Genomic DNA, 20,185 nt, shown 5'->3' on the forward strand with positions numbered 1-20,185 from the left:
GAATACTGTTGCCCTGCAAGCACGATTTCCGATGCTTGAGAACGTAGAGAAAGGAGTCCTTTCATGAAACGCAATAGTATCGCAACTGCTCTCTTGACCCTTGGTTTGGTAGCAGGTATCGCCGGCCCAGCGTTGGCAGGTCAACCTTCTGTCGTGATCGCACACGGCGCGTTTGCCGATGGCTCTGATTGGGCCAAAGTGATTGGGTTGCTGCAAGACGAGGGGGTTCACGTGCAGGCCGTACAAAATCCTCTTGAGTCGCTTGCTGGCGACGTAGCCGTAACCACTCGCGCCATTGATAACCAGCCTGGAAACGTCGTTCTGGTTGGCCATTCCTGGGGTGGCATGGTCATCACCGAGGCGGGGGATCACCCTAAAGTTACCAATCTGGTATATGTATCGGCGTTCGCGCCTGATAGCGGGCAGTCGGTCGAGGATCTGACGCGAGATCATCCAGCCCCCCCTGGGTCTGCCAATATCTCCGGGGACAGCCATGGCTGGCTTAGCTTGTCCCCGCAAGGCGTTGCCCAGGACTTCGCCCAGGATGTGCCCGAAGCACAGGCCCGAGTTATGGCCGCTACGCAAGGGCCGATCAAGGCATCTGCTTTTGGCGAAACAGTGTCCACAGCAGCCTGGAGGAACAAGCCTTCGTGGTTCATCGTGAGTGAGGAAGACCGTATGATTTTACCTGAACTGCAACAAATGATGGCTCGCCAAATCAGTGCTGATATTACCCTTCTTCCCACCAGCCATGTACCGCAGCAATCGCGACCGGCCGATGTGGCGAGTGTTATTATGGAAGCAGTTGAGAGCGCCAAATAAGAGGCTCCTAGCGTCAAAAGTAAGAATATACGGGGCCCTATCTACCCTAGCTGGTTTTACCCAGACGCACAGCCCTGAGCTGTGCGTTCATCTTGACGGTGACGCAGCCGTTCGCCAGCACTGTTTTCTCGGCAATCGTTTTCATTAGGATTATTTACTCTATAGAGCGTCATCATCAACCCAGGAGAGGCGTTATGGGCCGAAAGCTCCCAACCGTGCGCCATGGCAATCTCTTGGCAGATGGCCAGCCCCAAGCCTGCTCCATGGTCGCGCCGATGCGCCCCACGCCAGAAGCGTGAGAACAGCAGGGCCAATTGCTCTGGTTCGACGCCTGGGCCACGGTCACGCACAGTTATTATATTTTCCTGGATCTCCATGCTGACGAGAGTCTGCTCGGGGGCGTGCTGAATAGCGTTCTCCAGCAAGTTCTTGAGCAGAGTGAAGCATGCCCCACGATCAGCCTCCCATGTCACCCCTTGATCCGCGGCAAGCACCGTTAAATGCACGTCGGCGGATTCAGCCATACGCTGCAAGTAGGTGGAAGCTTCGTGGGCGATGTCGTGCATTCGAACAACGCTAAAATGGTAGTTGTGCGCCTCGCTCGCTTCGGCCAGAAGTAGCAGTTGTTGCACCTGCCGTGTCATGTACTCGACATCGCTCAATAGCGCCTTGCGGTCATTTCGCCCTTCCTCAAGCAACTCAACCTGCCCGCGGATCAGCGCCAGTGGCGTTTTTAACTCGTGGGCCGCGTGGCCGAGAAACTCCTGCTGCAGGCGATAACCCCGCTCAAGGCGTTCCAGAGCGTGATTGAAGCTATGTACCAGCGGGGCAATTTCCACAGGCACTGCGTCCGTATCGAGCCGGGCGTCTATAGAGCGCGGCGAGATAGCCGCCGCCGATTTGGAAACATCGCGCAGCGGCTTGAGGGTTAAGCGCAAGGTAATGTAGGCGCATAAACCGAAGGCAACGAACATGACAAAGCCAAACACCAGTACGCCCGCTACCACTAGTGGAAAGGCTACGAGATAGAGAACATCAACGAATCTTGAACTGGCGACGAACTGCAGATACCACGTTCTTCCACCGTGCTCAAAGGCCTCCGTGGCTCCGTAGAAAGTTCTGTCATCATACTCAAAGGAAAAGGTGCCACGCGCCAAACGTAAAACTTCGCCGTCGGCTGGCCAGAAAGCTTCTCCGGCACTCGAGGCCACCGCCACGTTCCCGGCATCATCCAGAATCCGGTACGCCGTCTCGCGCTGTGGGCCTTCGTATAGCCAAGCGCGGTCGTCCATGCTGGCGTCGAAACCAACGGGCCAGCCACGACTGTCGAACTCGACATTGTCCACCAGCCCATCGGCCGCGTCGGCCATATCCATACGAGGCAGTAGATCGCTCTGAAGCACCACTGCTGCGGCAATTACCAGCAGTGTGATACTCAGCACCATACCCGCCAAATAGGCCAGCAGCACCTTCAGCCTCAGGCTATTGAGCGTCATCCGCTTGACGAAGCGCATATCCCATCCCTCTGACGTTGGCAATCCGCTGGTGCGAACCGATGGCAAGCAGCTTGCGGCGTAAACGGTGCAGGGCGACATCCAGGGCGTTCGGTGTCACCGCCTCGCTTAGCCCCCAGGCCGCCGCCTCTAGCGCGCTGCGGCGGACTACTTCATCGTGCTTGTAGAGAAGTAGCTGCATAATATGCAGCTCCGCCGGGGCAAGAGTAATGCTTTTGTCGCCGCTAAACAGAACGCCGCTTTCAGTATGCAGCCTCAGGTCGCCGTGAATGGGGTCGATTGAATGGAATTCCGCAGGGCGGCGCAGCAAGGCACGGACACGCGCCACCATCTCATCCATGGCAAACGGCTTGGGGAGGTAGTCGTCGGCACCGGCTTCGAGACCTTCTAGCCTGTCATGCAGCGCATCGCGAGCCGTTAACACCAGGCAGGGCACGCTAAGGCCCGCGTTGCGCAACTTCTTGAGCAATAGCAGCCCATCGCCATCCGGCAAGCCACGATCGAGTACCAGTGCCTGGTAGGGCATCTGCTGAACGGCAGCCCATGCCGAATCTATGCGGTCGACCACATCAACGCCGATACCGGCGCCCACCAGCCCTTTGCACATCAAGTGGGCTAGCCGGTCATGATCCTCGATCAGCAGTATGCGGCTCATCAGAAGGTGTAAAGATAGCCAACTAACACGGCGTTTTGGGTCGAACGATCCACCAGCGGGCTATCTTTGATTTCGTTCGCCAAGCTCGTGACCTCAACACCTAACAGCACAGAGTGATGCTGGTCAAACTGGTACACGCCGCGCACCCCCGCCTCGATATTGGTAGCCGACTCTCCCTTATAGGCGGGGCGATCGAAGCGAACCTCACTATCGCGAACACCGAAGTAGTAATCGACGTTCTTGTCGTCCTGCCAGGACGCCCCTAAGTATGGGGTTAGCATTATATGTTCGCCGAAATCCCACGTTCTCTCCAGGCCAAGATCGAAGCGCTGCCCGTCGCTGTTGCCGGAGACGTCGGTGAGCCATTCGGCGCTGACCTCGAACAGCTCGCTTTCCCACTCCACTTTTGCCCCCGCCCAGAAGCCTCCTTTGCGCTCGCTCATGCCGTTGAGAATCGGGGCATCGCTTTGCTCGTAGCCGCTCTCATCATATTGGGCGACGATACCGAAATTGAGCTGTTGAGAGTCGCTGATGACAAGACTCGGCAGTTTAAATTCGATTTCCGATCCGAAGACACTAATGTACCGGTTTTCGATCAGGAGCAAGGGAAATGGGGTGGTTTCCCTGTCGATACCGGCATAGGGATCCTGGTCGCTCATTGCACCTACGCCCAATCCCCAAGTGGTTTCGTCTGAATGTTCTTCGTCGGCGAACGCCAACGGAGAGGCAATAACAAGACCACCGATAAATGCGGCTGTCGCCAATCTTATAGTGGTGAGACGGCCGTCCAGCAATAGCGACTGATGAGAACCCATGGTTGCACTCCTAGCATGGTGTGAAAGTTAGAGTGGTATGACGGTGCCATCATCAGGAGGATTGTCTTACGCGTTTCTTACTGAAAACGGTTTTGATCAAGCGCTACGTCAGTAAGAAACGAGAAAGGAATACAGGCCGATAGTTGTTCAACAGAAATGCTTGATGTCGTTTTTCATCAACGAACTGAACAATTTGAAACAGGCCTGAATTATGTCATCTCCAACCGGAAAAATGTATCTCGGTATTACGATTGCCGTGATCGCTAGCGCCGCCGCCCTGGCATGTATGCAGGCGGTGTCGTCGGAAAGCGATGCCGTCGCCGAACCGACGGCGCAGCCCTCACTATCCGTCAACGTGACGACATTAGAACCTCAGACGCTTCCGACGACGATTGCGGCTAATGGTGATATCGCTGCTTGGCAGGAGATCATTATCGGTACCGAAATCGGTGGCCTGCGGTTGGTAGATGTGAAGGTAGACGTGGGTGATGAGGTCACGGAAGGGCAGGTGCTGGCTGTTTATAACGACACCACGGTGCGCGCAGAGCTGGCTAGGAGCCGCGCCGCCGTGGCGGAAGCCGAGGCAACGCTTGCGGAAGCGAATGCCAATGCCCAGCGTGCCCGAAGTTTGAAAACCACGGGATCGCTTTCAGAGCAGCAGATTCAGCAATACGAAACCGCCGAACTTACCGCCCGTGCGCGGCTAGGCGTTGCGCAAGCGCAGAATGAAGCCCAAGAACTACGCTTGGCTCAGACGCAGGTGGTTGCCCCGGACGACGGTTTGATTACCTCCCGCACGGCCACTGTTGGTGCTGTCACCGGCACTGATCAGGAGCTGTTCCGGTTGACGCGCCATGGTCGCCTGGAGTGGCGGGCAGAGGTCGCCGCGTCTGATCTGAATGAGCTGCGACTGGGCCAAGCTGCCAGGGTCACCGTGCCCGGTGGATATGAGCTCGAAGGGCGCTTGCGCACCATTGCGCCGCTAGTGGACACCGCTACACGCAATGGTCTGGTTTATGTCGACCTACCGTTAAGCGATATCGCTCGGTCGGGAATGTTTGCCCGGGGGGAATTTGAGCTGGGCAGCCGACAAGTGATGACGCTACCCCGCGCCGCGGTGCAGCTTCGCGATGGCTTTGGCTACGTCCATCGCGTCAGCGATGAAGGCCAGATAACGGAGCAGAAAGTTTCCCTGGGCCAGCACACGGAGGATCGAATCGAAATTCGCGCCGGGCTTGAACCCGATGCCCGAGTGGTCGCCTCGGGCGGTGCTTTTCTTGGCAACGGTGATCAGGTGCGGGTGGTTGAGACCGACGCCGAGGAGGGGGTATGACGCTCAATACCTCATCCTGGGCGATTCGCAATCCTATTCCGGTTGTTCTGCTCTTCATCCTATTGACCTTCTGGGGGCTCATCTCCTTCCGAGGCTTGTTTATTCAGGACTTGCCGGATGTACAGCTGCCCCTCGTGGAGGTATCCGCCTCATTGCCGGGGGCGGCTCCCGCCTTAATGGAGAACGAGGTTGCCCGCAAGATCGAGGACTCCATCGCTACCGTCTCCGGCGTCAAAAACATCTCTACAACGCTGACGGATGGCAATGCCGACATTGCTATTGAATTCAGGCTGGAAAAGTCCTTGCAAGAGGCTCTTGAGGATGTGCGCGACGCTGTTGCTCGCATCCGCTCGGATCTACCCGCCGACCTGCGTGATCCAGTGATTCGGAAGGGTGAGTTTTTCAGTGAGCCGATTGTACGCTACGCGGTGAGCTCCTCCGATCTAGACGATGAGGCACTCTCCTGGTTCGTCGATGACAAAATGACCAAGGCCGTCTTGTCGGTGCCAGGCGTTGGCTCGGTTCGGCGTATCGGCGGGGTCGATCGCGAAGTCCGCGTGGCATTGGATCCGGACCGCCTGCTGGCGATGAACACGACAGCGTTGGATATCTCGCGCCAGCTGCGCCAGGCGCAGTTGGAGGCGCCCGGTGGGCGCGTGGACGTCGGCGGAGCCGAACAGGCCGTGCGCATCATCGCCAACGCTGCATCCGCAGCTGAGCTGGCGACGATGGAGCTGGCACTCAGCGATGGCCGCCGTATTCGCCTTGATGAGGTGGCGACGGTTACCGATACCGTGGCCGAGCGGCGCTCGATGGCATTGCTTGATGGCGCGCCCGTCGTCGGCGTCGAGATGACCCGTGCCGAGGGGTACGGCGAGGTGGATGTGGCCGAGGGCGTGCAGTCTGCGCTCGCGGAATTACAGGCGCAATATCCTCATATAGAGATCGAAGAAGCCTTTAATTTCGTCGGGCCGGTGCTGGAGAACTACCAGGGCTCCATGCATATGTTATTCGAGGGCATGGCGCTGGCGGTGCTGGTGGTGTTCTGCTTCCTGCGCAATTGGCGGGCCACGCTGATTGCGGCGGTCACACTGCCACTGTCGATCATACCCACCTTCGCCTTCATGCTTCTGATGGGCTTCTCGCTCAATGTGGTGACGTTGCTGGCGCTCTCGCTGGTGATCGGGGTGCTGGTGGATGATGCCATTGTAGAGATTGAGAATATCGAACGGCACCTGCTAATGGACAAGCCCCCGCGCCAGGCCGCCATGGACGCGGCGGCAGAAATCGGCCTGGCCGTTGTCGCTACCACCTTTACATTGATTGCCGTTTTTCTGCCCACAGCTTTTATGAGCGGCACCGTCGGGCAATTCTTCGTTCAGTTCGGTTGGACGGCCTCGGTAGCGGTGCTGTTTTCGCTGCTGGTGGCGCGCCTTCTCACGCCCATGCTGGCTGCGTATCTGCTGCGCAAACCACAACATCCCTCGCGCGATCCAACGTGGATTAACGTCTATCTTGTCGTCGCCCGTTGGTGCCTGCGCCACCGTAAGACCACGCTCCTCGCGGCGGCGGCCTGCTTTGCAGGAGGTATCTGGCTGGCCTCTACCCTGCCGGGAACCTTCATACCCCCCGATGATAATTCCCAGACGCAGGCGACGCTCACCTTGCCGCCCGGTAGCACCTTGTCTGAAGCGGAGGCGCTTGCCGAGCAGGCACGCTCACGATTGGTGACGCAACGGCATGTAGTCAGCGTTTTTGCGGCCATCGGTGAGAACTCCGGCAGCAGTGACTCTGATGTGACCTCTGTGGAACTGACCGTTGGTTTGGCGGATCGCGCAACCCGCGCGGGCGTTACGCAGCAAGACATAGAACAGCAGTTACGTATTGCACTCGCCACGCTTCCCGGCGTGCGAACTCGCGTAGGTGATGAGGGGGATGGCTATGAGCTGGTGCTTGCCGGTGAGGATAGCCGGGTGCTTGAACTGCATGCTCGCCAAGTCGAGCGGGAGATGCGCGCCATTCCGGGCATCGGCGCGGTGAGTTCGACGGCCAGCCTGGTCAGGCCTGAGCTCATTGTACGCCCTGATTTTGCCCGCGCCGCCGACCTTGGGGTCTCGGCTCAGGCCATCGCCGATACGCTGCGCATCGCGACCGTGGGCGATAACGCCGAGGATCTTCCTAAGTTGAATTTCAGCTCGCGTCAGGTGCCGGTGATGGTTCGGCTGGCGGATGCCGCGCGGGAGGATATGGCGACCCTTAAACGGCTGCCTGTGCCGGGTGTTAATGGGAGGAGGGTGCCACTCGAGAGTGTTGCCTCCTTCGAGTGGAGCAGCGGCCCTTCGGAAATCACCCGGCATGACCGTCTGCGCAACGTCAATTTCGAGGTGAGCCTACAAGGGCAGCCTTTGGGGGAAATTGAACAGGCCGTGCAGGCACTGCCCAGTTTACGTCAGTTGCCACGCGGCGTGTTTCAGACACCAGAAGGCGATGCAGAGGAAATGGAGGAGCTTGCCTCAAGCTTCGGGATTGCCATGCTGACCGGCGTGCTGTGTATCTATATGTTGCTGGTGCTGCTGCTCAAGGATTTCATGCAGCCGGTCACTATTCTGGTGGCGCTGGTGCTCTCCGTACCTGGGGCTTTCCTGGCGCTGTTCCTCACGCAGACGCCCGTGTCGCTGCCCGCCATGATCGGATTGATCATGCTGATGGGCATCGCCACCAAGAACTCAATCCTGCTGGTGGACTACATCATCATCGCCCGTCGGGTGCATGGGTTGGAACGTGTGGACGCCATTGTTGATGCCTGCAAAAAACGTGTCCGGCCCATCGTGATGACCACCATTGCCATGGGAGCGGGCATGATGCCGATCGCCCTAGGATGGGCTGGCGATCCCAGCTTCCGGGCTCCCATGGCCTTTGTCGTCATTGGTGGGCTGCTCACTTCAACGCTTCTGAGCTTGCTGGTTATCCCGGTGGTGTACAGCTACGTGGATGACATCGGCAATATCCTGGGGCGGTTCAAGCTGCCCCCAAACCACGCAACGCAAACATCGGAGTAGAAATTGTCATGAAACAGATCGAAAAAACCCTAGAGAGCCTGACAATGGGACGCCGTAGTTTTCTAACTGGCGCGGCGGCACTTGGTGTTGGTGCCGGGTTGTCCGCGCCTGCCATTATCTCCAGTGCTGCCGCGACAGAGAAATCGGTCATCGCGTTGCGAGACCAGGATCTGCCCTTTATCGCCACGGAAGAGACCTATACCACCGAGGAACTGATCGCGCTGAACGCGATTAACGATCAACACGTAGAGTACCTCAGGGAAACGGGTCTTGCCGAACTCGGCCCTGGCCGCATCGGCGCAATGGATAAGGCTGGGATCAATGTTCAAATCCTCTCCGCGCATACGCCGGGCGTGCAGAATGTCCCCGGTCAGGAGGGCATCGATTTTGCCTATCGTCTCAACAAGATGATTGCCGATGGCCCGATGGCCACCCATCCTGGGCGGTACCAGGCCTATGCAACCTTGCCTCTGCAGAACCCGGAAGCATCAGCGGACGAACTGGAACGCGCCGTTCGGGAAGATGGCTTTGTGGGGGCCATGACCAATGGGTTCATTGGCAACAAATTCCTCGACCACCCGGATTTCGAGCCCATTCTGGCGCGCGCCGAGGCGCTTGATGTGCCGATATACCTGCATCCAGGCTTCCCCCCGGAAGACGTGTTCAATATTTATTACAACACCGTGCGGCCAGGGTATGACCAATTGTTCCAGAACTACATTTTCAGCGGTTCAGGATATGGATGGCACCAGGAGGTGCTGACTCAATGTCTTCGCCTGATCATCACTGGGGTGTTCGATAAATTTCCTAAACTGCAGATGATTATCGGTCATATGGGAGAGGGCCTTCCGTTCTACTACGAGCGTATCGTGGGAGATATGAGCGAGTCGACGGAAGACTCGCTGAACAAGCCTATCGGGCAATATTTCAGTGACAATTTCTGGTACACAACCAGCGCATTCTTCCAGGATGAACTGCTTCATCTTTTGCTGAGGTACATCAGTGTGGATCGGGTGATGTTTGGAACGGATTACCCGTTTGCAGACATGAAGCAAGGAACCGACTGGTTTCGGGCGGTGGATCTGCCCCGTGAAGCCAAGGAAAAGATTGCGTTCCGAAATGCAGAAAAGCTGTTCGGAATAAAGGTCTGACGCATCCGCCCGGGATCGAATGATGCCGATTGGTTTTGGTGTCAGCGGGGGCATAACCGGAGATCACTGTGGCTGTATCAGCGCCAACTGCTGGAAAAGCAAGGGGGTTCCATGAAGAAAGCCGCTACGCTGGACGTTGCCAGAGACCGCTAGGCCTTGGCGCTGGCTTTTGCCAGCGGGATGCCACCGCGTGAGCGAGTCCCAGACCCAGCAGGCGCGCCTTGTCCACCTTGCCAGTCGAGATGCGCGTGTCCCAGGCCCGAGCACCGTGCGCTTTCACCTTGATCCCGATTTCCCGATAGACGCCGTGGGCGGTGCCGATGGCCCAGGCGCAGCGAGGCGGCAAGGCCGTCAATCCACCGCGGGCGGAGTCATAGTAGGGTTCCGCCCGCTCGATCAGTTGTCGGGCCAGGCCTGCCAGGGCCTCACGATGCCTTGGCGCGGTCATCTCCTGGCGTGGAATGCCGGCTTCCTCCAGCCACTGTGCCGGCAGATAGCAGCGACCGATGTGTGCATCCTCGATAATGTCCCGGGCGATATTGGTTAGTTGAAAGGCCAGCCCCAGGTCGCAGGCGCGATCCAGGGTCGCCTCATCCCTCGCGCCCATGATCCAGGCCATCATGATGCCCACCACGCCGGCCACGTGATAGCAGTAGTCCAGGGTGTCGTCGAGGGTGACATAGCGCCGCTGTGCCACGTCCATGGCGAAGCCGTTCAGGTGAGCCTGGGGATAGCGCTCGGGAATCCCGTGGCCGAGCGCCACCTCCTGAAATGCGGCGAAGGCCGGGCTTTGCATGGGCTCCCCGGCATAGGCGCGACGCGTCAGGTGTCGAAGCTCGTTCAGGCGTGTCTCGCTGCTTTCGCCCGTGGTTTCCTGTGCACGAAAGCCCAGCTGCTGGTCGTCGATCACATCGTCGCAGTGGCGGCACCAGGCATAAAGCATCAGGGCGCTGCGACGAGTGGCCGGATCGAACAGCTTGGCGGCGGTGGCAAAACTCTTGGAGCCCACGGCGATCGTCTGCGCGGCATGCTGTCCTAGCTTATCGGTCATCGAGTCGCTCCAGCATCAGGCCCGCAGTGGCCTTGGCGGAACCGATCACTCCGGGCACCCCGGCGCCGGGATGGGTGCCGGCCCCCACGAGATAGAGGTTGTCGATCTTGGCATCCCGGTTGTGAGGCCGGAACCAGGCACTCTGGGTGAGAATCGGCTCCAGGGAGAAGGCGGAACCCAGGTGGGCGTTGAGCTCCTCGCGAAAATCCAGGGGAGTGAAGTGCCGACAGGTCACCAGGTGCTCCCGAAGCCCGGGAATATAGTGGCGCTCCAGATAGTCGAGAATGCGGTCGCGGTATATCGGACCCTGGGTTTCCCAGTCGATGTTAGCCTTGCCCAGGTGCGGCACCGGTGCCAGGACATAGTGAGCGCTACAGCCTTCCGGTGCCATGCTCGGGTCGGTGACGCAGGGGGAGTGCAGATAGAGGGAAAAATCCTCCGCCAGGGTGTCCGCGTTGAAGATCTCGTCGATCAATTCCTTGTAGCGGGGGCCGAAGCACACCGTATGGTGCTCCAGGCCTTGCGGTGGCCTGTCCAGGCCGAAATAGATCACGAACAGTGACATGCTGAAGCGCTTGCGACCCAGGGCTCTGGCTTGGCGGGTGCCGCGAGAATGCCCGCTCAACAGCCTGCTGTAGGTATGCATCACGTCCGCGTTGGAGGCCAGTGCATCCGTCGGGAAATGCCGGCCATCCGTCAGGGTGACGCCCTTCACCCGATTCCCTGCGGTTTCGATGCGTGCCACTTCCGCGTTCAGTTCGAGGGTTCCACCGAGATCCTCGAACAGTTGGATCAGGCCCTGCACCAGGGCGCCGGTGCCGCCCCGGGGAAACCATACGCCCCACTCCCGCTCGAGGGCATGGATCAGGGTGTAAATGGAGGAAGTGGCGAAAGGGTTGCCCCCCACCAGCAGGGAATGAAAGGAGAAGACCTGGCGCAGGTGAGGATCCTCGATGAATTTCGAGACCATGGAGTAGACGCTGCGCCAAGCCTGAAGCTTCGCCAGCTGCGGCCCGGCGGCGAGCATGTCGCGAAAGGCCAGAAAGGGCACGGCGCCGAGCTTGCGATAGCCCTCTTCGAACACCGCCTGCGAATAGCTCAGGAAGTGCCGATAGCCCTCCACGTCCCGGGGATTGCGCTCGGCGATCTGTCGCTCCAGGGCGGCCTGATCGTTGACATAATCGAAGGCAGGAGCATCTTCCCAGCATAGCCGGTAGAAGGGCGTGACCGGCAGCAGTTCGACATAATCTGCCATGTGTTTGTCTGCCAGACGAAAGAGCTCTTCCAGGGCGGAAGGGTCGGTAATCACCGTCGGACCGGCATCGAAGGTGAACCCCTGGTCTTCATAGACATAGGCACGGCCACCGGGCTTGTCGCGCTTTTCCAGCAGGGTGGTCTGGTAGCCGCCGGACTGCAGGCGAATCGCCAGGGCCAGGCCGCCGAAGCCAGCGCCGATCACCAGGGCACGTTGAGGCTGGGTCATGAGCGTATTCCGAAGAAGGTGGATGAAATCTTTTGAGGGGAATTCGCCCGCACTGCCTTGAGCGCTTCGCCAAGCGGCACCGGCGGCTTGCCCATCAGGATGCGCACCTTGTCGGCACGGTTCAGGCGTCCGGCGTAGAAGCGTTCGATCAGCGGTTCCGATAGACCGTAGAAGCGTTGCATGACCTGCCAGCGCTGCTCCGGGCGGCCCGCCAGGAACAGCATGCGATTGAGCAGGCGAAAGTAGCCCTGATGTCGCCATTCCCGGGCGGCGAAGGCATGGATGGCCTGGAACAGCGACGCCCCATCGAGCTTGCCAAGCTCGGCGATGCGCTCCGCCAGACCCATGGCCTGGGGGAGGGAGTACCCAGTGGTGGGATGGAACAGACCGGCGCGCAGGCCGCTTCGCGGCTGGCCTTGGGCGTTCTGCCAGAAGGCATCGAACTCACCCGCCAGGATGATCGGCAGCACGCCGCTCTCCTCCCGCAGGGTTTCGACGACCCGCCAGTCGCGATCCCGCGCGTAGGCGTCGATATGCTCTCGCAGTCGGGCCGCGTCTGCCTCCGGGTGGTCCACGTAGTGGGTATCCTCGATCAGCAGGGTATCGTGGCTGAAGGGCAGCAGGTAGACGAAGCGGTAGCCGTCCTGCTGGGGCACGCTGGCGTCCATGAGGATCGGTTCTTCCAGGCCGTGGGGCTTGTCCAGGCGGACTTCCCGGCCGAGAAATGCCTGATAGCCCAGGGTCAGGTGAGCACTGTCGGTGGGGCCCCGACCGTCGATTACTGCGTTCGCGTGCAGCACCCGGCCATCCTCGAGCTCCACGCTATCCGTGGAAAGGCGGGCCACGCGCGTGTCGACCCACAGGCTGTCGCCCAGGGCCTCTTCCAGAACGCGGGCGAAATCCCGGGAGAAAATGCTGGCATAGCCTCCGTTCAACAGGCGCTCGCGGTGCGGGAAAATCACCCGGTGCCGCGGCCAGCGGCAGCCCACCATGGGCGCCAGCCAGGCATGCTGGGCTTCGGAAAGATCGCCATCGTGAAACGACCAGGTGTGATGACCTCCGGGGCGACTTTCGCTTTCCAACATCAGCAGGCGCAACCCTGGCTGCGCCTGTATCAAACGCAGGGCGATCAGGCCGTTGGCCAGACCGCCCCCCACCAGTACCAGGTCATATCTTGGCGCGTTCATGAGTCAGACCTCGTCGCCAGTGACCGGCGCGGCAGGGCAGGAGCGATGACGGCGATATACCTAGCCATGGGGCGCTTCCAGAGGGACGCCGCGATCATCAAGCAGAACCGCCGCACGTAGGGCATGCAGATCGGCGCTGCCGGTACAGAAACAGGCGATACGCAGCTGCTGGATGACCACCTCGAAATGCTCGATCACCGCCTGACTAGATTCGGTGGCACTCTCGAGCACAGCCGCGGCCTGGCCCACCAGATCCGCGCCCAAGCGTATGGCCTTAGCGGCGTCCACCCCATCGCGAATGCCGCCGGAAGCAATCAGCGGCGTCTCCGGCAGGGTTTGGCGCACCGCTCGAATGGCCTGGGCGGTGGGGGTGCCCCAGCCGGCGAAGGCCATGGCGACCCGGCGCTGGGTCTCATTTATCGCGCGTTCCGCCTCCACCGCCGCCCAACTGGTGCCGCCCGCGCCGGCCACGTCGATCATCGCCACGCCTTCTTCCACCAGCGCCCGGGCCACCTCGGGGGAGATACCCGCGCCGACTTCCTTGACCACCACCGGCACCTCGAGCGACGTGACCAGCGTGCCGATGGCCTGAAGCACGCCACGCCAGTCACGGTCGCCGCCCTGTTGCACCGCCTCCTGGAGGGGGTTGAGATGGACGATCAATGCATCCGCCTCGATCATCTCCACCGCCCGGCGCGCCCAGTCGATTCCCTGGGGCTCCCGTAGCTGACCTGCGCCGATATTGCCAAGCAGGGGAATATCCGGGGCGATGCGTCGTAACTGCTTAGTCAGGCCATGATCGCTGCCAGACTGCAGGGCGACTCGCTGGGAGCCGATGGCCAGGGCGATACCCAGGTGTTGGGCGGCTTCTGCCAGGTGATGATTGATCGTTTTGGCCCGCTCGGCACCGCCGGTCATGGAGCTGATCAACATCGGTGCGTTCACTGTTTTATGGAAAAATCGTGTGCTTAGATCGATATCGTCCAAGTGCAACTGTGGCAAGGCGCAATGGACGAAGCGATAGTCGGCGAATCCCGTAAGGGTCGACGTGTTAGCCCGACGAGCGTCCAGCACGATGTCGAGATGATCATTCTTGCGTTTCACCATACTGTCATCGGTCATGTCGCGCTCCCGCTGGCGGTGCAGCCCGTTGCTGCTGTAGGCGTTTTTTGAGTTTTCTGACATCTGGCGCGTAAAGGAAGCCGAAGGACACAGCACCCTCTCGAGTACGTACGGCATGATGTATGCGGTGAGCTTGAACCAGACGCTTCAAGTAGCCGCTCTTCGGCTGCCAGCGAATCGGCCAGCGTTGGTGAACCATACCGTCGTGAAACAGAGAGTAAGCGACGCCGTACAGCGTAATGCCTGATGCGATGGCCATGAGAGGCTTCCAGTAAAGATCCCCCACAGCAAACATGCCGACCACCACCAGCGAAAACACAACAACATACAGGTCGTTTTTCTCGAACACGCCCTCAGTGGGTTCGTGATGGGATTTGTGCCAGCGCCAGCCCAAGCCGTGCATAATGTACTTATGGGCGTACCAGGCGAACACTTCCATGCCCAGGAAAGCCGCTATCACCAGCATGAACGTCCAGAACCAGTCCATCATGTTTTACAACCTCTCTTAGGCCGGCGTCTTGAATAAGGGGAGGGCAGCTAAAAGCAGGCACACCAGTGCCACGGCGGTCAAAATGCCGCCGGGCTGGGCTAGCTGAGACCAGCTATCGCCGCGAATCAACGCCCCATAAAAACCTTCAATAGCCCAGGCATTCGGCGTGAACAGGCTCACCGTCTGCAACCAGTCAGGCATCATAAAACGTGGCACCATTGAGCCGCCGACGCTGGAAATAATGAGCACAAAAAACGAAGAAAAGGTGGTCGCCTGTTGCGTTGTTCGACACAGCGACAGGAGTAAAAGTGCCAGCCCGGCACTAGCGGCGGCGCAGGCAAGTGCCATGACAATGACTTTCGCCAAAGCGCTCTCTATCTGTAGTCCAAAACCGAACCTGGCAACCAGGAATATAGCGCTAGCCTGCAAAAATCCCAGACTTAACAAAAATAGAAACCGTCCCAGCAGTAACCGTGAATGCGCCGCTTTGCTCAGTAGAAGGCGTTCGGAGATACCGTTTTGGCGCTCTTCCAAACTGACCATGCCCGCGTTCACGGCGGACAATAACAAGAACAAAATAGTGGTGGCACCCGCATAGTAAGCAATACCGCTAAGCCCAGATATAGACGCTGGCGCCTGACCATAAACGGGTTGAAACTCTATAAGCGTGTCTTCGGCGGCTGCGCTGTCCGATTCTCGGGCCATTGCTTCTAAAGCGGCGTCCAAGCGCGCCTGTTGCTCGGGCGAGAAGCCATCAACCAAAGCTTCTGTGCTTTGCGCAAGACGTTGGGTCAGAACCTGTGGTTGTTGGGAGGCCAGGCTTTGTCGCAGCCAGCCTTGTAAAGAGAGGGCGGCAATTTCACGGGTGGGCTCGCTGACGATGGTAAACAGCGGACGGTTGTTATCGTTTGGTTGCCCGTGGATGATCACCGCTGTGTCGAAATTGCCTTGTCGCACCTCTTCCAGTAGCTGAGCACGGCTCGAATTGGGCAGAGCCGTTATCTCCACGTCTTGGGATTGTGTTAGGTGCTGCGCGAAGTTTTGCAACACCGGATCTTCTGTTTCCACCACGAGCCCTACCCGCAAATGCAGGTCGCCTTCCGTGGCGCCGGAGAAGATGCTGGCGAAGATGGCGAATACCAAACTGGGCAAAGCGAAGGCCAAAAGTAACGCTCCGCGGTCACGCCACAAGCCCAGGGCCATCACTCGGAAAATTGCCCTCATAACACCGGCTCCGCCGCAGAATCAGTTCGGGCACCGGTAAAGTGCTGCATCACGTTTTTTAATCCGGGCCGGCGCACCGAGACCTCGGCAATGGCATCACGTGCTTCGCCCAGGTCGCGGTAAAGGTGATCGACCAACCTATCCAGCGGTAGGTCACTTTGTAGCCACCATTCAGTGCTCTCATCACTACTTTCATCACTGCGAGGGCGAAAACCAATCTCCTGCAGCCGCTCACAGAGTGCCGAGGAGAGCATGTGAATCGTACGCACAACGCATAGCTGACGGTTGCCGAAGGTTTCTTGTATTAACGTCTGGGGCTCGGCCAAGGCTTTCAGTTGGCCTTGATGAAGAAGGGCTACGCGGTGGGATAGCACTTCAGCTTCATCTAACTCATGAGTCACGACTACCACGGCCGCACCTTGCTCGGCGCGGCGGCGAATAAGGTCGTGGATTGACATGCGCACACTCAGATCGACCCCGGCCGTGGGTTCGTCCAGCACGAGTAGAGAAGGGTGCGAGACCAGGGTGGCTGCCAGGTGTAAGCGCCGTTGCATACCACCGGACAAGTGGTCGACCCGCACATGGGCTTTGTCTGTTAACTCGATTTCTTCCAGCGCTTGGCTGACCCGTGCGGGCACCTGGTGGCGGCTGACACCTGTGCAGCCTGCGAAAAACTCCAGGTTCTCCCGCCCCGTCAAGTGCCGGTATAAACCCAGGCACTGAGGGGTGAAACCGATGGAATGTTGATAGGCCTTACCCGGAGAAAGCGCTTTTCCTGCAATGAATATTTGCCCTGAGGTGGGGCGCAGCTTGCCGGTAATGGCGCGCAACAATGTCGATTTTCCGGCACCGTTAGGCCCGAGGATGCTGAGTATTTCGCCTGGACGTACCTGTAATGAAACGTCGTCTAAGGCGCTGTGGCTGCCGTAGACGACCCGTAGTTGATCAATGGTGAGTGCAGCAGTCGTCGTCATTTGCAAGGTCTAAACCCCAAGCCTTTGCGCCGCACCGTTGAAGGTAACGAACTGTTGTTCCACGAGCGCTGCGAGTAAGGAGCCATCGTATCCTGCTCTAATCAATTGCTCTCTTGCCATGGCTTGTGCATTGCTCAAAGCGCCGCGAACTTCTTCCGGTGTGTAAAGAGAAAGCAAAGTGGTTTTCGCCGCATCTTGCTGCACGTCCTTACCGGTCTCCTGCACAAAGGTACTGTGATCCAACATATCATCGTAAAGCTGAAACAGCAGACCAAAGGCACGGGCAAAGCGCGTCAATGCGTCTATCACTTCTGCATCCAGCCCCCTAAGTCGTGCACCGGTGACGACAGCAAACTCAATCAGGCAACCTGTTTTCTGGTGGTAGAGTTGCTCAATGGCGCTCTTGGTGCCCACGGGGTGATTTTGTAAATCAGCGATCTGCCCGCCAACTAATCCCATAGAACCAATAACATGACTGAGATGGGCGCTCACGGCGACTTGGGTGGAAGCATCCACGTTGGGGCAATTGGCGATAACCCCGTAAGCGAGGTTGAGGAAGTTTGTTGAGGCAAGAATGGCGGTGCTTTCGGAAAAGCGTATGTGCGTGCAGGGGCGATCGCGGCGCATAGTCGCATCGTCCATGCAGGGCAGGTCGTCGAGAATCAGCGAAGCGGTATGCACCAGTTCCGATACGCAGGCCATACGGAGGGTGCGGCTGTCAGTGGCCACGTTCGCAGCCAGAAGCGTAAGCAGCGGGCGTAATCGCTTGCCTGAACCCAACAAGGCGTAATGCATGGCTTGATGCAAATGCGTGGGCGATGTTTCCTGAGCTGGCATAAGCTCCAGCAAGGTTGCGTTTACCATGCTCTTTAGATGGACAACATCCATCGGTGGAGTCATTGGAGCCTGTCTCTTTCTACCTTGGGACGCGACAGACGCGGACTCTGCGGCGGACGCTTGCGGCTTGCGTGTAAAGGTCACCCTGTACCCCCGATTGCCTACCTATGCGGCCGTAATAAAGTCAGAGCTGACTTCATTGAACCGCAATTTTAAGAATTGTATTGACCTGGCTTTTTGGATCACCACGAAAGACGGGCGACTACACGCTTCTCATCAGCGAGTAGCGAAAACGACCAGCCATTGCGCTCACACAGCCGTTGCACGATACCCAGACCAAGACCATACCCTTGAGACGACGGTGCCTCAGTCGGCGTGTGCCGATTATCAGCGTCACTGCTCACCTGATTGGTGACTAAGAGCTCATGCTCTTTAACACGAATCGTGATCGGCCCATGCGCGTGGAGCGTATGTTCGAACGCATTTCGCACCAGATTATTGACCGCAATAGAAAAAGCCTGTGGATGTCCGTTGACCCTGGGTTTTGCGAGTTCGTCGATATCAACATCGATGAGTTTGCGGGTCAGCAGGTAGCGCTGCTGATCTATAGCTTTGCTCACCAGTGGCATCACTAAAAACTGCTCGTCATACAACCCGTCGTCGGTTTCGCGAGCGAGGCACAAGAACATTTCAATCGTGGTTTTCATATCGAGCGTAGCGCGCCTCACTCGATCTACCACCTTCACATCGGCCGCTGACAAATCACTTTGTTCAAGTAGCTCAAGTGCGCCTGTTATGACCGTGATCGGCGTCCGTAACTCATGACTGGCTGAACTGGTAAAGAATCGCTCCCTTTCAACAAATGCGCTGATACGCTCAAGCGTCTTTTCGATAGTCCTGGCGAGCACACCAACCTCATCATCGCCGAACCGGCTGGACTCTATGCGTTTATGATCTTCGGCTGATAGCTGTTCTGGGTCGATGTCTGCGACCACTTTGGCGAGTTTCGCCACGGGGGCGACCGCTTTGCGCATAACAACAACGCCCAGCCCAAAACCAAGCGCACCGAGCGTACCCACAGCGCCGGTGATAACGAGCAGCCACCACCAATCCTCCGTCGACGCAGCCTCAATCCCAGCAACATCGAAAACCACAAAGCCGTGTCGCTGTTGATTGTCGGTAGGTATTACCGCGACATGCAGTTCTATCTTCTCGAATTCGTACAAGCCCTCATCGGGATTGGTTTGTGCCCATTCCCTCAGTGATTCAGGCAAGCTATCAATCTCATCGTACCCGCGAAGGTTCATAGGCATAGAGGGATAGCTCTCTGCGGCACGCTGCAGCTGATGCTGCAGCACACGGTCTTCGGTCATTTTGATCGCACCAAAGAAGGCAAATCCCCAGGCCACGCTGATTACAGCAACGCACAATGCAAAAGCAATGGCGACACGCTTGCGCAAACTGTGCCGGTACATTACTGAGTATCCTCTGCAATTCGGTACCCGATGCGATGCACGGTATGAATTAATGGGCTATCAAACGGCCTATCGATAGCCTGCCGCAGCTTGTACAAGTGCGAGCGAAGCGCATCGCCATCAGGGCGCTCGTCAGCCCACAACAACGTTTCGAGATCATCGCGAGCCACAACAGACGGCGCCTCTTCCATCAATCGTTGCAGTAGTCTCATGCTGGCAGGGGTTAGATCGATGCGCTGCCCCGCACGATGCACTTGCAGCGTGGACTTATTCATAGTCAGATCACCAACCGTTAACAGATTGTCGGTTTTTCCGTGACTACGTTTGTACAGCGCCTGCAGTCGCGCATGTAGCTCTTGCAATGCGAATGGCTTGACCAAATAGTCATCGGCTCCCGCCTCGAACCCCTTAAGTTTATCGTCAAGGGTGTCTCTCGCCGTTAGCATGAGCACGGGCGTTTCTACTTTGGCATCCGCTCGCAGCTTTTTGCAGAAACTTAGGCCATCCATCCCCGGAAGCATCAGATCCAGAACTATAACGTCATACGGATTCGTCAATGCCAGGTACATCGCGCTTATACCGTCGAAGGCAAAATCCACAACATAGCTATGCTTTTCGAGATACTCAGCGATGTTTTCGCAAATGTCGCGGTTGTCTTCGACAATCAACACTCTAATCGGCGCCGCTCCAAGCACGTTTCCCATCAGCTGATCTCCCTTTTCAGGCATAACCCAGTTGCAGACCCATTAGTGGCTTGGCATCGCTGTCTTGATGAAACTCAGGGAGGTTAGCAAAGCCGATGTGACCAAAACGTCGCTGAAATGTGAAAGCGACAACCTACTGATACTAGCAAATGCGAATAGGACGGTATCGGCTTCTTCTGCAGCTTGTCTGACCTTGTAATCGGGCTCCAGCTCTCGCATGGGACGAGGCTGTCCGGTAATGCGTCTTTCGGAAGTCTTAGCGGGGGATCGGAACGATCAAGAAGTATTG

The 20,185-nt window shown here is 58.2% G+C and carries 17 protein-coding genes; 4 read left to right on the top strand and 13 right to left on the bottom strand.

What is annotated here, in order from left to right; all coding sequences use genetic code 11:
* Positions 1 to 63: 63 nt before the first annotated feature.
* Entirely contained in the window at positions 64 to 822 is a 759-nt protein-coding gene (locus tag SR894_RS03550) for an alpha/beta fold hydrolase (RefSeq protein ID WP_133733027.1), read from the top strand.
* 56 nt (positions 823 to 878) lie between these two features.
* Here the strand turns inward: SR894_RS03550 and SR894_RS03555 are convergent, their stop codons facing one another.
* From SR894_RS03555 to SR894_RS03565, 3 genes are read right to left on the bottom strand one after another with little or no spacing between them, the layout of a single operon-like run.
* Positions 879 to 2,336, bottom strand: a complete 1,458-nt coding sequence (locus SR894_RS03555; protein WP_133733028.1) for an ATP-binding protein — start codon at positions 2,334 to 2,336, stop codon at positions 879 to 881.
* A complete protein-coding gene (locus SR894_RS03560) occupies positions 2,305 to 2,991 on the bottom strand; it encodes a response regulator transcription factor (RefSeq protein WP_133733029.1) in 687 nt (228 codons plus the stop codon). Before SR894_RS03560 ends, SR894_RS03555 begins: the two co-directional genes overlap by 32 nt.
* Positions 2,991 to 3,806 carry a MipA/OmpV family protein gene (locus tag SR894_RS03565; RefSeq protein WP_133733030.1) on the bottom strand — a complete coding sequence of 272 codons (816 nt, stop codon included), beginning with the start codon at positions 3,804 to 3,806 and terminating at the stop codon, positions 2,991 to 2,993. Before SR894_RS03565 ends, SR894_RS03560 begins: the two co-directional genes overlap by 1 nt.
* Positions 3,807 to 4,017: 211 nt before the next feature.
* Between SR894_RS03565 and SR894_RS03570 the strand changes: the two genes are divergently transcribed.
* The 3 genes from SR894_RS03570 to SR894_RS03580 are packed head-to-tail and all read left to right on the top strand — an operon-like array spanning position 4,018 to position 9,349.
* Positions 4,018 to 5,139, top strand: a complete 1,122-nt coding sequence (locus SR894_RS03570) for an efflux RND transporter periplasmic adaptor subunit (RefSeq protein WP_244286590.1) — start codon at positions 4,018 to 4,020, stop codon at positions 5,137 to 5,139.
* Positions 5,136 to 8,198, top strand: a complete 3,063-nt coding sequence (locus SR894_RS03575; protein ID WP_133733031.1) for an efflux RND transporter permease subunit — start codon at positions 5,136 to 5,138, stop codon at positions 8,196 to 8,198. Before SR894_RS03570 ends, SR894_RS03575 begins: the two co-directional genes overlap by 4 nt.
* Positions 8,199 to 8,206: 8 nt before the next feature.
* Complete coding sequence (locus tag SR894_RS03580) at positions 8,207 to 9,349, top strand: amidohydrolase family protein (protein WP_088700738.1); 1,143 nt, start codon at positions 8,207 to 8,209, stop codon at positions 9,347 to 9,349.
* Between the two features lie 124 nt (positions 9,350 to 9,473).
* Here SR894_RS03580 and crtB read toward each other — a convergent pair whose 3' ends face one another.
* The 10 genes from crtB to SR894_RS03630 form a co-directional block, all read right to left on the bottom strand.
* Positions 9,474 to 10,400, bottom strand: coding sequence for a 15-cis-phytoene synthase CrtB (crtB, locus tag SR894_RS03585; RefSeq protein WP_223287861.1), 927 nt, complete (start codon positions 10,398 to 10,400; stop codon positions 9,474 to 9,476).
* Positions 10,390 to 11,883 (bottom strand): phytoene desaturase, encoded by a 1,494-nt coding sequence (locus SR894_RS03590; protein WP_133733033.1) that lies wholly within the window; start codon positions 11,881 to 11,883, stop codon positions 10,390 to 10,392. The genes crtB and SR894_RS03590 overlap by 11 nt, the downstream gene beginning before the upstream one ends.
* Complete coding sequence (gene crtY / locus SR894_RS03595) at positions 11,880 to 13,070, bottom strand: lycopene beta-cyclase CrtY (RefSeq protein ID WP_133733034.1); 1,191 nt, start codon at positions 13,068 to 13,070, stop codon at positions 11,880 to 11,882. The genes SR894_RS03590 and crtY overlap by 4 nt, the downstream gene beginning before the upstream one ends.
* A gap of 60 nt (positions 13,071 to 13,130) precedes the next feature.
* Positions 13,131 to 14,192 (bottom strand): type 2 isopentenyl-diphosphate Delta-isomerase, encoded by a 1,062-nt coding sequence (gene fni / locus SR894_RS03600; RefSeq protein WP_133733035.1) that lies wholly within the window; start codon positions 14,190 to 14,192, stop codon positions 13,131 to 13,133.
* A complete protein-coding gene (locus tag SR894_RS03605) occupies positions 14,182 to 14,682 on the bottom strand; it encodes a sterol desaturase family protein (protein ID WP_244286591.1) in 501 nt (166 codons plus the stop codon). The genes fni and SR894_RS03605 overlap by 11 nt, the downstream gene beginning before the upstream one ends.
* A gap of 15 nt (positions 14,683 to 14,697) precedes the next feature.
* The gene (locus tag SR894_RS03610; protein WP_133733036.1) at positions 14,698 to 15,906 is read right to left on the bottom strand and encodes an ABC transporter permease; all 1,209 of its coding nucleotides are present in this window, start codon (positions 15,904 to 15,906) and stop codon (positions 14,698 to 14,700) included.
* Positions 15,903 to 16,880: a heme ABC exporter ATP-binding protein CcmA gene (gene ccmA / locus SR894_RS03615; RefSeq protein WP_133733037.1), complete on the bottom strand. Its 978-nt coding sequence runs from the start codon at positions 16,878 to 16,880 to the stop codon at positions 15,903 to 15,905. Before ccmA ends, SR894_RS03610 begins: the two co-directional genes overlap by 4 nt.
* Positions 16,881 to 16,889: 9 nt before the next feature.
* Positions 16,890 to 17,780 carry a polyprenyl synthetase family protein gene (locus tag SR894_RS03620; RefSeq protein WP_133733038.1) on the bottom strand — a complete coding sequence of 297 codons (891 nt, stop codon included), beginning with the start codon at positions 17,778 to 17,780 and terminating at the stop codon, positions 16,890 to 16,892.
* Between the two features lie 179 nt (positions 17,781 to 17,959).
* Positions 17,960 to 19,192, bottom strand: coding sequence for a sensor histidine kinase (locus SR894_RS03625; protein WP_133733039.1), 1,233 nt, complete (start codon positions 19,190 to 19,192; stop codon positions 17,960 to 17,962).
* Complete coding sequence (locus SR894_RS03630) at positions 19,192 to 19,896, bottom strand: response regulator transcription factor (RefSeq protein ID WP_133733040.1); 705 nt, start codon at positions 19,894 to 19,896, stop codon at positions 19,192 to 19,194. Before SR894_RS03630 ends, SR894_RS03625 begins: the two co-directional genes overlap by 1 nt.
* Between the last annotated feature and the right edge of the window lie 289 nt (positions 19,897 to 20,185).

Origin of the sequence: Vreelandella neptunia, from assembly GCF_034479615.1 — a bacterium.
Classification (GTDB): Bacteria; Pseudomonadota; Gammaproteobacteria; order Pseudomonadales; family Halomonadaceae; genus Vreelandella; species Vreelandella neptunia.

Excerpts from the sequence above, each read along its gene's own strand:
- SR894_RS03550 (WP_133733027.1), top strand. The coding sequence starts at position 64 with ATGAAACGCAATAGTATCGCAACTGCTCTCTTGACCCTTGGTTTGGTA.
- SR894_RS03555 (WP_133733028.1), bottom strand. The coding sequence starts at position 2,336 with ATGCGCTTCGTCAAGCGGATGACGCTCAATAGCCTGAGGCTGAAGGTG.
- SR894_RS03560 (WP_133733029.1), bottom strand. The coding sequence starts at position 2,991 with ATGAGCCGCATACTGCTGATCGAGGATCATGACCGGCTAGCCCACTTG.
- SR894_RS03565 (WP_133733030.1), bottom strand. The coding sequence starts at position 3,806 with ATGGGTTCTCATCAGTCGCTATTGCTGGACGGCCGTCTCACCACTATA.
- SR894_RS03570 (WP_244286590.1), top strand. The coding sequence starts at position 4,018 with ATGTCATCTCCAACCGGAAAAATGTATCTCGGTATTACGATTGCCGTG.
- SR894_RS03575 (WP_133733031.1), top strand. The coding sequence starts at position 5,136 with ATGACGCTCAATACCTCATCCTGGGCGATTCGCAATCCTATTCCGGTT.
- SR894_RS03580 (WP_088700738.1), top strand. The coding sequence starts at position 8,207 with ATGAAACAGATCGAAAAAACCCTAGAGAGCCTGACAATGGGACGCCGT.
- crtB (WP_223287861.1), bottom strand. The coding sequence starts at position 10,400 with ATGACCGATAAGCTAGGACAGCATGCCGCGCAGACGATCGCCGTGGGC.
- SR894_RS03590 (WP_133733033.1), bottom strand. The coding sequence starts at position 11,883 with ATGACCCAGCCTCAACGTGCCCTGGTGATCGGCGCTGGCTTCGGCGGC.
- crtY (WP_133733034.1), bottom strand. The coding sequence starts at position 13,070 with ATGAACGCGCCAAGATATGACCTGGTACTGGTGGGGGGCGGTCTGGCC.
- fni (WP_133733035.1), bottom strand. The coding sequence starts at position 14,192 with ATGACCGATGACAGTATGGTGAAACGCAAGAATGATCATCTCGACATC.
- SR894_RS03605 (WP_244286591.1), bottom strand. The coding sequence starts at position 14,682 with ATGATGGACTGGTTCTGGACGTTCATGCTGGTGATAGCGGCTTTCCTG.
- SR894_RS03610 (WP_133733036.1), bottom strand. The coding sequence starts at position 15,906 with ATGAGGGCAATTTTCCGAGTGATGGCCCTGGGCTTGTGGCGTGACCGC.
- ccmA (WP_133733037.1), bottom strand. The coding sequence starts at position 16,880 with ATGACGACGACTGCTGCACTCACCATTGATCAACTACGGGTCGTCTAC.
- SR894_RS03620 (WP_133733038.1), bottom strand. The coding sequence starts at position 17,780 with ATGACTCCACCGATGGATGTTGTCCATCTAAAGAGCATGGTAAACGCA.
- SR894_RS03625 (WP_133733039.1), bottom strand. The coding sequence starts at position 19,192 with ATGTACCGGCACAGTTTGCGCAAGCGTGTCGCCATTGCTTTTGCATTG.
- SR894_RS03630 (WP_133733040.1), bottom strand. The coding sequence starts at position 19,896 with ATGGGAAACGTGCTTGGAGCGGCGCCGATTAGAGTGTTGATTGTCGAA.